Below are 11,677 nucleotides of genomic sequence, written 5' to 3'. Positions count from 1 at the left end.
CCCAGCCAGGACGGCACCGAGGGCAGGGAGCGGCCATCAGCGGTGAGGACCACCGACACGGCGCCGCCGGGTGCGGGAGAGCACCCGGCGGCAGGAGGGACGCGCGCATGTGTCACGGTGGATTCCGACCTTGGTCGGTAGATCCACGGCATGCGTCGATGGCTTGGCCAGCTTCAGTGCCGACCAAGGTCGGCACCCACCAGAGCAGGCGTGGCAGCAGGCGCCGCTCGGCAGTAGATCCACGCCATGCGTGGATGGCTGGGCCAGCTTCAGTGCCGACCAAGGTCGGCACCCACCAGAGCGGGCGGGGCAGTAGATCCACGCCATGCGTGGATGCTTTGCCTGGGAGGAATCCTAAAGCTCCAGCACCCGCCGGTAACTCAATGGCCCACGCCCATCGCGCAGGCCCAACCACAGTTCCAGCCCGGTGGCTGGCAGCACCTCGCCTTCGCTCGGCAGCATTGCCCACCCAGCGCCCGGCTGCCACGCCCGCACCTCGAACCGCTGCACATCGCGCGCAACCGCGATTCCCTTCGACAGATCCGGCGCCGGCAGCGGATACCGGTCCGTGGCCGCACCACTGGCCCGCCACAGCGTATTGCCTTGCCGCCACCAGCGCACACGTTGCCAGTGCAGCCCATCGCTGCCGACACTGCGGGTGACCTCCAGCGCGAAGCTCCCATCCGGATGCCGCTCGCTCACCAGCGAAGGAGGCAGCAGCCGCTGCGGTTGGTCGGCCGGGCGCACCGCGCCATTCATCAGCGCATCGTCCGCACGCATCTCGATATCGCGCTGGAACTGCTGCAGCACGCGCAGTGCCGTCGTGGTCTCGGCATCGGCCTGGCGCAGGCGCTGGTCGCTGCTGGCCACGCTGTCGAGCGCCCGCCAGCAGATCAGTGCCAGTACACCCATGATGGTGATCGCAATCATCACCTCGATCAGGGTGAAACCGCGCACGGAACGGTTCATTGCGCCGCCGTCCACGGCAACTGCATTCGCGCCAGCGACTGCCGCGGAGCATCCTCGGCAACCACACTCAGTTCCAGCTGCGGCTGGCCGTCGCTGCCCGTGCCCAGATGCTGAAGCACCAGGAAGCTGCCGCGCCCCTGCACGCAGCGCTGCCGGGCATCCCGCGGTTCCTGTCCGCTCAGGCGCAGTTCCTGCCAGCGGTCCTGCGCGCACATCAGTGCCAGGCGGCGATCCCGCAGCCGTGACTGATCGTCGGTCGCCACTGCCACCGAGCGCATCACCGCTGCCAGCGCAATCGATACGATCGCCAACGCAATCAGCACTTCGATGAGGGTGAATCCGCGCGCCGCCTGTTTCATTGCACGACCTGCAACTGTCCGCTGCCATCATCACGAAGACGCAGTCTGCGGCCATCCAGCGACAGTCCAAGCTCCCAGGCGATACCGATCCACTCCGGGCTCAGCTCAATGGGGTTGGCGGGCTGCACCGCGATGCCCGTCGCCTGCCACCTCTGCGGGCGCAGCAGATCATCGCGTTCAACGGTCACCCAGCGGCTGCCTTCGCGGCGGCTGAAACGATAGCCGTTGGCGTCGGCCTGCCAACGCAGCGGGCGGCCATCGATGCGCGCCTCATCGCGCGCCACCTGCAGGCGCTGCGCCAACCGCTCGGCTTCCTGTCGCAGCTGCCGGCCCGGGTCGAGCAGGCTGCCCAGGCCCAGCCCGATCCCGGCCGTGCAGATGCCGATGATCACCAGCACAACCATCAGTTCCAGCAGGGTGAAGCCACGCGGCACGCGCTGCATCGACGTTGCCTCCTGTCCGGGTCGATACCTGCCAGCGTAGGCCGGCATGATGAAACAAAAGCGTCAGCCGCAGCTGCTAGCGTAGGCGGACACGAACGTGGCGATGGTGCGGAACATGGATGGCAGGCGCTGGGATCGCAATCGAATGTTGACCCTGCTGGCGGCGGCGCTGCTGCTGGCCGTGGTGGCCTATTGGAGCGTCACCCTGTCTGCGGTGGCGCCAGCGGCTACGGCCAGCGAAGCGAAAGCCGAGGCGCCGGTGCGGCCGATGTTCGATGCAGTGGCCAGCCTGCCTCTGGTGCAGCTGCTGTCCCCCGGTGCGGTGCAGACCGAGGTGGTGGTGCTGGGCGTGCTGGCTGGTGACCACGCGCCTTTGGCCCTGCTTTCGGTGGATGGACGCCCGGCGGAAGCGTATGCGCCCGGCCAACGACTCGGACCCTGCACGGTGCTGACCAGCATCAGTGCCAGCGCGGTCGAATTGAACCAGGCCGGGCAATCGCGCAGCCTGCCGGTGCCTGAGCTGCCGCCGTTGCCAGGCGATGGCATCGTGCCGGCCGCTCGGCAGGGCGGCGCTCTGTAGAGCCGAGCCCGCGCTCGGCTGCCTTTGCATGGCTGTTGAAAGGTGTGCAGGAGCAGCCGAGCGTGGGCTCGGCTCTACAGAGGCATGGGCTCAGCGCGCCGGACGCTGCGGTACCACCGAACGACCAAAGGCATCGCCCATGCGCTGTCGTGTGCCTTCCAGGTTGTACTGCATCAGCTGGTTGCCGGGCTGCCGCATCAGCCGTTCGGCCTCGGGGAGCGCCGGTGATTTCGCCGCTTTCGATGCCGGCGCAAGTTTGCGCTGCAGGCAGTCCCACGCCGGAATGCGCTCGCCATTGACCTGTACTTCGATGCAGGGCGCGGCGTCTTCCTGCTTCTTCGTCTCGTCAGCGCGCGCCGGGGACAACACCAGCAGCGCAAGGGTGAGGGCAGCGCGCAGGCCCGCCATCAACGATTCACGCATCTCGGATCTCCCGCAGCAATCGACGTTCTGCAATGAAGACGTGTGGCGAAGGCGGGGTCCGCCAGCGAGCGTTCTGCCGCTTTCAAAAGATGACAGTGCTGTCACAAAACTGTTGGCGGCTTTGACGCGACGTACACGTCCTGTTGGTAGACCCACGCGCCGCTCCCTGTCCACTCCCTTCGATACGACGCGATGCCTTCGATGAATCCTGTTCCGTGCCGAGCCGTCCGTCTTCCCTTGCGCCTGCATCCACTGGTGCTGGCCCTGGCGGCGATGCCGCTGCCATTGTTAGCGCAGGAGGCGGCGCCTGCCCCCAGCGTGAACATCAATGAATACATCGTGCGCGGCAACACCGTGCTCGATCCGCGCCAGATCGAGCGCGCGGTGGAGCCGTTCCTCGGCCCGGCAAGGACTCTGGCCGATGTCGAGAAGGCACGCGACGCTGTCAATGCGCTGTACCAGCAGGCGGGCTACCAGTCGGTCTACGTGGAGCTGCCCGAGCAGCAGGTCAGTGGCGGCGTGGTGCTGCTGAAAGTGCAGCAGACGCCGATCGGCCAGCTGCGGGTTGTGGGGACCAAGCACGAATCGCCCGAGCGCATCCGCGAACGCGTGCCGGCGCTGGCGGAAGGCAAGGTGCCGGACTTCGACCAGGCGCAGAAGGAACTGACTGCGCTGAACGAGGGCGGGCGCCGCCAGGTGATGCCGCTGGTGCGCGAGGGCCAGGCGCCGGGCACGATGGATGTGGACCTGCAGGTCGAAGAGAAGTCGCCGTGGCGTGCCAGTGCGTCACTCAACAACGACCACAGCGCCGACACCGAGAAGCTGCGCCTGAGTGCGTCGCTGGCCTACGACAACCTGTGGAAGCGCGGGCACAGCGCCACCCTCAGCGTGTACATGGCGCCGGAAGATACAAAGCAGGCCAAGGTGTTCTCGGCCTCGTACACGATGCCGTTCGAAGGCACGCCGTGGAGCCTGGAAGCGTCCGGCTACACGTCCGACAGCCGCGTGTTGAATGCCGGCGGGCAGGTCGGTACCGGCACCGGTACCAATGTGATCGGGAACGGCCATTCGATCGGCCTCAAGCTCAACTACCGCCTTGCCGGCAGCAGCCAGTGGTGGCGCCAGCTCAGCCTCGGTGTGGATTTCAAGGACACCGAGGAAGACACGCAGATGGGCAAGGACAGCCTGAAGACACCGCTGAAGTACGCGCCGATCACCTTGGGGTTTGTCGGCGTGCGCCAGGGCGAGCAGGATCAGTTGAGCATCAACACCCAGCTGGTGGCCGGTACCCGCCGCCTGTTCGGCTATGGCAGCGATGCCTTGGGGTTCGGGCAGAAGCGCTACTGGGCGGACCCCAGCTTCGTCGCGTTCAAGGCGGACGTCGCCAACACGCATACCTTCGGCAGCGACTGGCAGTGGTATGCACGCGGGTCGTTGCAGGTGACCGATGCGCCGCTGGTGTCGGCCGAGCAGTTCGCCGCCGGTGGCATGTACACCGTGCGTGGCTACCTGTCGGCCGAAGCGATCGGTGATTACGGCGGCCTGGCCAGCCTGGAATGGCGTACCCCGGCATGGTCGCTGTGGAGCGGTACCGATCTGCGCGTCTACAGCTTTGCCGACGCGGCCTACCTGCGTCTGCGCCAGCCGCTGCCCGAACAGCGTGACAAGTACAACCTGGCCTCGGTCGGCCTGGGCGCACAGCTGCGCCTGGGCGAACACCTGCAACTGCGCCTGGACTATGCCTGGCCCTACGCCGATGGCCCGGTCACGCGCAAGGACGATCCGCGCCTGCATTTCAACATCAGCACCAGTTACTGACCCTTCCCTTGAACATGCGTTCTCCGGAGACCCTTCGCATGGACCGTTTGCTTTCCCGAGTGTTGCTGCTGCTGGCCGCGCTGGTTGCGTTGCCTGCTGCTGCGGCCGATGCCAATTGGTGGCAGGCCGAATGGAAGTACCGCAAGCCGATCACCGTCGACGCCGGCCCGCAGGGCGCGGGCCTTGCCGGTGACCCGGGGCGCACGCCGCTGCTGCTGCGCCTGCATACCGGCAACTTCGCTTTTGACGGCACCCAGGACGCGGGCAACGACCTGCGCTTTGTCTCGGGTGATGGGCGTACCGTGCTGGCCCACCAGATCGAACAGTTCGATCCCAAGCTGGGGCTGGCCCTGGTCTGGGTGGACGTGCCGGCAGTCAGCTCCGCCGCACCGCAGACGATCTGGATGTACTACGGCAACGAGAAGGCCCCGGCCAGCGGCAATGGCCAGCAGGTGTTCGACCCGGACTACACGCTGGTCTACCACTTTGCCGAGGCCAACGCGCCGGCACGCGACACCACCGCCTATGGCAACAACGCCGGTGCCGTGGCGCCGCCGTCCGAAGGCTCGGTGATCGGCCGCGGCGTTCAGCTGGGCGCAGGCCCGCTGCCGCTGCCGGCCAGCGCATCGCTCGCACAGGAGGGGGGCGCGCCGCTCACCGTTTCGGCCTGGATCAAGCCGGGCAGCAACAATGCGGCTCAGGCGATCTACGCCCGTCGCGACGGCGCGTCCGAGCTGGTGCTGGGCATCGAGAACCGTGTGCCGTTCGTGCAGCTCAATGGCCAGCGCAGCACGCCGGCGCAGCCGATTCCGGAAGGGCAGTGGGCCCACGTTGCGCTGACTGCGGAGAAGGGCGCTCTGCAGCTGTACCTCAATGGGCGCGTGGTCGCCCAGCTGAGCGGCGAGCTGCCGGCGCTGACCACCGCGCCGGTGGTGGGCGCCGATGCGCCGGGCGCGGTGCAGCCGCTGGCCAATTTCGAGGGCGCACTGGATGAGCTGCGTATCTCGCGCGTGGCACGGCCGGCGGCACTGCTGCTGGCCGATGCCACCGCACAGGGCGCCGATTCGCGCCTGATCAGCTACGGCGCCGACGAGCAGTCGGCCGGGCAGAGCCACTTCGCCTTCATCCTCAAGGCGATGCCGTTCGACGCCTGGGTGGTGGTCGCCATCCTCGGCCTGATGATGCTGCTGTCGTGGGCGATCATGATCGCCAAGGGGCGCCACTTCGGCCGTACCAGCAAGGCCAATGCGGTGTTCACCGAGAGCTTCGGCAAGCTGTCCGGCGTGCCGCTGCGCACCCTGTCCGACATGGACCGCCAGGGCAAGGCACCGACCGCGATGCATGAAGGTTCGCTGTGGCGCATCTACCAGGTGGCCATCGATGAAATGCAGCAGCGCCACCAGCGCGACGGCAACAGTGGTTACCTCAGTGGCGCCACCATTGCGGCGATCCGCGCCTCGATGGACGCGGTGATGGTGCGCGAGCAGGAGGCGATGGCGCGGCGCATGAACTGGCTGTCGACCACCATCGAAGGCGCGCCATACGTGGGCCTGTTCGGTACCGTGATCGGCATCATGCTGGTGTTCGTGGTGGCGGCGATGGCCGGCGCGGTGGACATCAATTCGGTGGCACCGGGCATGGCCGCGGCGCTGCTGTGTACCGCCGCCGGCCTTGGTGTCGCGATCCCGGCGCTGTTCGGCTACAACTACCTGGGCGCGCGTGCCGAGGCGATCGGCGCGGACATGGCGGTGTTCATCGACGAGTTCGCCGCACGCCTGGCCGAAGAGCAGGACGGGCGCGGCCCGGCCGCGGTCCAGGGCTGAGGGGCGCGCCATGGGCCAGAAGGCGAAGTTCGGCATCAAGAAGCGCGAGAAGGGCATCAACGTGACGCCTTTCGTCGACGTGCTGCTGGTGGTGCTGGTGATCTTCATCCTGACCAGCAACGCCTCCATACCCGGCATCGAGGTCAACCTGCCGAAGGCCAGCAACAGCGTCGCGCTGGAGAAGCCGAAGACCAAGGCGATCACCATCGACCCCAGTGGCCAGGTGTTCCTGGATGCCTACCCGGTGACGATGGCCGAGCTGGAAGACCGCCTGCGCACCGAGCGCGCGACCACGCCGGATTTCCCGGTGATCGTGCGCGGTGATGCGCAGGTGCAGTACGCCCGCGTGGTCGAGGTGCTGGACCTGCTGCGGCGGCTGGAGCTGGCCCAGGTCGGCTTGGTCACCGGCAAGGCGCAGGGCTGAGGCATGACGGCCCATCAACCCCCTCGGCCGGAGCCCGGCATGCGCGGTCGCCCGTTGCTGGTGACCGTCGCGCTGGTGCTGGCCGCGTTGCTGGTGCTCGGCATCGCCGTGTGGTGGATGCTGTTCAAGGACACCGCCAGCACCCGCCGGCCGGTGGTGCAGCCGCCGATGCTGGCGCTGCCACCGCCCCCTCCGCCGCCCCCGCCGCCACCGGAAAAGCCGCCGGAACCGGAAACGCCGCCGGAAGAGACCATTCCCGAGCCGGAGCCGCTGGATCAGCCGACGCCGGCAGAAGAGCCGACCCCGACCCCGGACAACGCCGACCCGGTAACGATGAACGCCGATGCGCAGGCCGGTGGTGACAACTTCGGCATCCAGTCCGGCAGTGGTGGCGGTTCGTCCGGCGTCGGCCGTGGCGGCGCCGGCAATGCCACCTATGGGCGCTACCTCGGCTATCTGATGCAGCAGGCGATCTCGCGCGACGACAAGGTCAAGCGCCTGGCGTTCCAGCTGCAGGTGAACGTGTGGCTGTCCAACGATGGCCGCCTGGAAAAGGTCGAGCTGGTGCGCGGCAGTGGCAACGAGGAGGCCGACGCGGCCGTGCTCGATGCGCTGCGACGCATCGGCAAGGTCGACCAGGCACCGCCGCCGTCGCTCGATTTCCCCGCCCGCGTGCTGATCCAGGGCCGCCGGCCCGGGGCCTGATTCCCGACCTCCGTGATTTCCCTTCTTTCGATGAGAACCGTGATGAACGACCACGTCCGCGCACGAACCGACTCCCGCCGCCCGCGGCCGGCCCGACGGGCGCTGCTGTGCTGCGCTGTGCTGCTCAGCCTGGCCGCCCCGGCCGGTGCGATGGCCGCAGAAACCACCATGGTCAAGCTGATCAAGGGCCTGATCGCCAGTGGCGCGCTGAAGCCCGAAGACGGCCAGGCATTGCTGGTGCAGGCCGAGGCTGAAGCAGCGGCCGCATCGCGCACCGCGACCACCGCACCTTCGGCCGCCAGTGGTGGCGTGGCCCTGGAAGCCGGCGACGTGCGCGTGCCCTACGTGCCGCAGAGCGTGCGCGACGGCATTCGTGACGAAGTGCGCCAGGATGTGATGGCGCAGGCCAGGTCCGAGGGCTGGGCGGCACCGAACGAAGTGGCTGAGTGGACCAAGCGCATCAAGGTCACCGGTGACATGCGCGTGCGCAGCGAGTCGCGCTTCTTCTCCGAACGCAACAGCGACATCGTGAGCACCTGGTCGTCGATCAATTCCGGCAACGGCTTCGACACCAACACCAACACCAACCTGCAGCTGCCGCCGCTGCTGAACTCCCGCCAGGACCGCCGCAACCTGTGGCGCATCCGCGCGCGCCTGGGTATCGAGGCCACCATCGGCCAGCACACCACGGCCGGCGTGCGCCTGGCCAGCGGCAGCAGCAATGGCCCGGTGTCGACCACCGAACAGCTGGGTGGCGGCCTGAGCAAGAAGGATGTATGGCTGGACCAGGCATGGCTGGCCTACAGCCCGGCCGACTGGGTGACGGTGCGTGGCGGCCGCTTCGGCAATCCGTTCTGGACCAGCGATACGCTGTTCTCCAATGACCTGAACTTCGACGGCCTGGCCACCAACCTGAAATACGACTTCAACGGGGGAGATCTCGACCTGTTCGGCAACCTTGCGGTGGTGCCGCTGGAGTACACCTCCGACAGCTCGCCGAGCCAGAGCAAGGTCAAGACTCCGAACGAGAACAAGTGGCTGTCCGGTGCCCAGGTGGGCGTGAACTGGCGCTTCAACGACGAGAATGCGTTGCGCGCTGCATTGGGCTACTACGACTTCAAGAACATCAGCGGCCGCCTGTCCTCGCCGTGCGCGCTGTATGCGGGCGCGGTGGGCTGCGACACCGACTGGTCGCGCCCGGCGTTCATGCAGAAGGGCAACACCCTGATGCTGATCCGCGACATCGCGCGCAACCCGCTGGATCCGGCCAATACGCCCACCCCGCAGTACGTCGGCCTGGCCTCGGCCTTCCGCCTGGCCACGCTGAACCTGCGCTGGGATACGCAGCTGGCACAGGGCATCGGCCTGCGCCTGGACGGCGACTACATCCGCAACCTGGCCTACGACAAGCAGGCCATGTTCAGCCGCGCCAACAACGGCATCGTCAACAACTACGGCGCCGGCGGCACCGCCAGCATCGATACCTTCCGCAGCGGTGACACGGCGTGGATGGTGCAGGCCACCTTCGGTGCCACCGAGCTGAAGGAGAAGGGCCAGTGGCAGGCGTTGCTGGGCTACAAGCACATCGAGGCCGATGCGCTGCCCGACGCCTACAACGATCCGAACTTCCACCTCGGCGGCACCAACGCCCGCGGCTACTACGTGGGCGGTGCCTACGCGCTGGACGCGCGCAGCTGGATCAGCGGCAAGTGGATGGCGGCCAAGGAAGTGTCCGGCGCGCCGCTGTCGATCGACGTGTTCCAGCTGGAGTTCAATACCGGCTTCTGAGTGGCGGCGTGATGCGGATCACGTAGTGCGTGGCGGGGGCGCAGCGATGCGCCCGTCTAAGGAAAGGAGACCACGCGTTGTTCAAAAGGAGGAGTGGATGAGCCGTCGCAAGCTGTTCGAGAGTTCCGAACCGTCCAGCCAGATGCTGGGTGTTGGACCGGCCTATGTTTCCGTGGAGGGCCTGCGCCAGCACCTGGCCGAGTTCCTGCTGTATGCGGGCCGGCCGGTGGTGATCATGCGCGGGCGCAGCGAAGTGGGCTATTTCCTGCCGGCGCGCTGCTGGCGCCAGCGTGACGATGATCCGCTGGCGGCCGCCGCCGCCGACCAGCTGCTGGATGCGGCCGGGTTCCAGGCCGAAGACATCCAGCAGGTGGAGCAGGAATTCAATGCGATGCGCCAGCGCACCGTGCTGCATTCACGGCGCTGAAGCAGATCCACGCCACGCGTGGATGGGGTTACGCTGCGCCCCCACGCTCGCTGGTGATGCGTGCGCCTTCGCGCATCACCAGGGTCACCGGGGTCTTTTCCACCACCTCCAGCAACCGCTGCCACTGCGCATCGCTCAGCACGGCGCTGGCATGCAGTACGCGGTGCACATGGAAGCGACCATCCGCGTCACGTTCCGAGCGCAGCTCGGCATGGAACTCGCCCAGATCCCAGCCCTTGCGCTGCGCATACATGCGCAGGGTGATGGCGGTGCAGGCCGCCAGCGAGGCCAGGTACAGGTCGAACGGTGCGAAGCCCTTGCCCTGACCACCCAACGAGACGGGCTCGTCCGCGTCCACATCGAAGCTGCCATTGCTGATGTGGTGCAGGTAGTTGTCGGCGCTTGAAACAATGCGTGCGTAGGCCATCACGTTCTCCATCTGTCGGTAGAGTCGAGCCATGCTCGACTGCTGCAAAAGGCGGCGCCAGCCAGGACCGGCGCCGCCACCCAATCACTCGGTACGATCGTACGAGAACTGGATGCCCGCCGTACCACCGGTTTCAATGAAAAGGTTCATGAAATCCGGAACCGTTGCCGAGCGGGCCCAGTCGCGCTGCAGCTCACAGAAGAGCTGCGGCACGCTGATCAGCTGGCCACCGGCCTGTTCGATGCGGCGCAGCGCGGCATCGTGCGCGGCCAGCGAGGTGCCGCCGACGGCGTCGACCACCACATACACCTCATAGCCTTCCTTCAACGCATCCAGGGCCGGGAAAGTCAGGCACGCCTCGGTCCACAGCGCGGTCATGATCAGCTTGCGGCGGCCGGTGGCTTCCACCGCCCTGCGGAACTCGACGTCCTCCCAGGAGTTGATGGTAGTGCGGTCGTAGGTGGGGTAGTCACCCAGCACCTTGCGCAGCTGCGGGATCGGCGGCTTGTTCAGGCCGGTCTTGACGTTCACCGTCGAATGCACGATCGGCAGGCTGTAGGCGACGGCGGCTTTGGCCGTGCCGACGATGTTGTTGACCAGCAGCTGGCGGTCCATCGAGGCGATGGAGTTCACCTGCACCGGCTGGTAGTCGATGATGATGAAGGCGGAATTCTGCGGGGTCAGCAGATGATCGCTGGCCGGGTCGCGGATCGGTTCACTGGACATGGTGGGTCTCCTGTACGGGGGAGTGCCAAGGATCGGCTGTCAACCGGGGCAGCTCAGCTGCGCTGCGAATCCAGTTGTTCGTGGTTCTTCTGCACGTCCTGCGCCTTCAGGTAGCTTTCGATCAGCAGCTGGTAGTTCGGGAAGATCTTCGTGTAGACCTCGGCCCACTGCTGTGCATCGTCGCGGTTCCAGGTGCGCTGGATCTCCGAGGCCACCGCGGCGGTGTCCATCGGCACGACGCCGGCCTGCACCACGCGGGCCAGGGTGATCTCCTCGGCCATCTTCGAGTAGGTACCCGACGCGTCGATGACCGCGAACACCTGGTAGCCATCGGCAACGGCGGCGATCGACGGGAAGGCCATGCACACGCTGGTGATGGTGCCGGCAATGATCAGCTGCCTGCGGCCGGTGGCCTTCGCCGCGGCAACGAATTCCGGGTTGTCCCAGGCGTTGATCTCACCCTTGCGCGCCACGTACTGGGCGTGCGGGGCCGCGTCGTGGATCTCCGGGATCAGCGGGCCATTCGGGCCCTGCGGCACAGAGGCGGTGGTGATCACCGGCATCTTTGCCAGCGTGGCCATCTTCGCCAGCGCGGTGGCGTGGGCGCGCACACTGGTGAACGGCATGTCACCGATGGTCTGGAACAGGCCGCTCTGATGGTCGATCAGCAGCATCGCGGCGTTGTCCGGATCGATCACCGGGCGGGCACCGTTGAAGTTGGCGGGGGTACTCATGGTCAGTCTCCTGGAGAAGGTGGGCGATGGC

Annotated in this window: 14 protein-coding genes; 7 read left to right on the top strand and 7 right to left on the bottom strand. The window is 67.0% G+C overall.

All coding sequences use genetic code 11. The features are described from left to right. Positions 1-354: 354 nt before the first annotated feature. From HLA98_RS07990 to gspH, 3 genes are read right to left on the bottom strand one after another with little or no spacing between them, the layout of a single operon-like run. Positions 355-969 (bottom strand): prepilin-type N-terminal cleavage/methylation domain-containing protein, encoded by a 615-nt coding sequence (locus HLA98_RS07990; protein ID WP_057500754.1) that lies wholly within the window; start codon positions 967-969, stop codon positions 355-357. Then, positions 966-1,328: a type II secretion system minor pseudopilin GspI gene (gspI, locus tag HLA98_RS07985; protein ID WP_057500749.1), complete on the bottom strand. Its 363-nt coding sequence runs from the start codon at positions 1,326-1,328 to the stop codon at positions 966-968. The genes HLA98_RS07990 and gspI overlap by 4 nt, the downstream gene beginning before the upstream one ends. Beyond that, positions 1,325-1,771 carry a type II secretion system minor pseudopilin GspH gene (gene gspH / locus HLA98_RS07980; RefSeq protein WP_057500750.1) on the bottom strand — a complete coding sequence of 149 codons (447 nt, stop codon included), beginning with the start codon at positions 1,769-1,771 and terminating at the stop codon, positions 1,325-1,327. Before gspH ends, gspI begins: the two co-directional genes overlap by 4 nt. A gap of 103 nt (positions 1,772-1,874) precedes the next feature. On the opposite strand from gspH, the gene HLA98_RS07975 reads away from it, so the two are divergent. Next, positions 1,875-2,351, top strand: a complete 477-nt coding sequence (locus HLA98_RS07975; protein WP_170272464.1) for a general secretion pathway protein — start codon at positions 1,875-1,877, stop codon at positions 2,349-2,351. A gap of 90 nt (positions 2,352-2,441) precedes the next feature. On the opposite strand, the gene HLA98_RS07970 is transcribed toward HLA98_RS07975, so the two are convergent. Further along, entirely contained in the window at positions 2,442-2,774 is a 333-nt protein-coding gene (locus HLA98_RS07970; protein ID WP_057500751.1) for a hypothetical protein, read from the bottom strand. A gap of 201 nt (positions 2,775-2,975) precedes the next feature. Here HLA98_RS07970 and HLA98_RS07965 point away from each other — a divergent pair, with 201 nt between their 5' ends. The 6 genes from HLA98_RS07965 (at position 2,976) to HLA98_RS07940 (ending at position 9,759) form a co-directional block, all read left to right on the top strand. Beyond that, positions 2,976-4,592: a ShlB/FhaC/HecB family hemolysin secretion/activation protein gene (locus tag HLA98_RS07965; RefSeq protein ID WP_057500752.1), complete on the top strand. Its 1,617-nt coding sequence runs from the start codon at positions 2,976-2,978 to the stop codon at positions 4,590-4,592. 38 nt (positions 4,593-4,630) lie between these two features. Next, a complete protein-coding gene (locus tag HLA98_RS07960; RefSeq protein WP_057500753.1) occupies positions 4,631-6,415 on the top strand; it encodes a DUF2341 domain-containing protein in 1,785 nt (594 codons plus the stop codon). Positions 6,416-6,425: 10 nt separating this feature from the next. After that, positions 6,426-6,839, top strand: coding sequence for an ExbD/TolR family protein (locus HLA98_RS07955; RefSeq protein ID WP_005409874.1), 414 nt, complete (start codon positions 6,426-6,428; stop codon positions 6,837-6,839). A 39-nt stretch (positions 6,840-6,878) separates the two neighbouring features. Then, positions 6,879-7,544, top strand: coding sequence for a cell envelope integrity protein TolA (gene tolA, locus HLA98_RS07950; RefSeq protein ID WP_129550516.1), 666 nt, complete (start codon positions 6,879-6,881; stop codon positions 7,542-7,544). Positions 7,545-7,586: 42 nt separating this feature from the next. Continuing rightward, positions 7,587-9,332, top strand: a complete 1,746-nt coding sequence (locus HLA98_RS07945; RefSeq protein WP_057501555.1) for a putative porin — start codon at positions 7,587-7,589, stop codon at positions 9,330-9,332. 97 nt (positions 9,333-9,429) lie between these two features. Then, positions 9,430-9,759: a hypothetical protein gene (locus HLA98_RS07940; RefSeq protein WP_049448029.1), complete on the top strand. Its 330-nt coding sequence runs from the start codon at positions 9,430-9,432 to the stop codon at positions 9,757-9,759. 28 nt (positions 9,760-9,787) lie between these two features. Here HLA98_RS07940 and HLA98_RS07935 read toward each other — a convergent pair whose 3' ends face one another. The 3 genes from HLA98_RS07935 to HLA98_RS07925 form a co-directional block, all read right to left on the bottom strand. Then, on the bottom strand, positions 9,788-10,186 hold the full coding sequence (locus HLA98_RS07935; protein WP_057501556.1) for an OsmC family protein: 399 nt from the start codon (positions 10,184-10,186) through the stop codon (positions 9,788-9,790). Positions 10,187-10,270: 84 nt separating this feature from the next. Next, entirely contained in the window at positions 10,271-10,912 is a 642-nt protein-coding gene (locus HLA98_RS07930) for a hydrolase (protein WP_057501557.1), read from the bottom strand. 53 nt (positions 10,913-10,965) lie between these two features. Further along, the gene (locus HLA98_RS07925) at positions 10,966-11,646 is read right to left on the bottom strand and encodes a hydrolase (RefSeq protein ID WP_057501558.1); all 681 of its coding nucleotides are present in this window, start codon (positions 11,644-11,646) and stop codon (positions 10,966-10,968) included. Positions 11,647-11,677: the final 31 nt, after the last annotated feature.

Origin of the sequence: Stenotrophomonas africana (assembly GCF_013004645.1) — a bacterium.
Lineage (GTDB): Bacteria > Pseudomonadota > Gammaproteobacteria > Xanthomonadales > Xanthomonadaceae > Stenotrophomonas > Stenotrophomonas africana.
The sequence above is the reverse complement of the archived record's forward strand: the minus strand, read 5'-3'. Positions and strand labels throughout refer to the sequence as shown.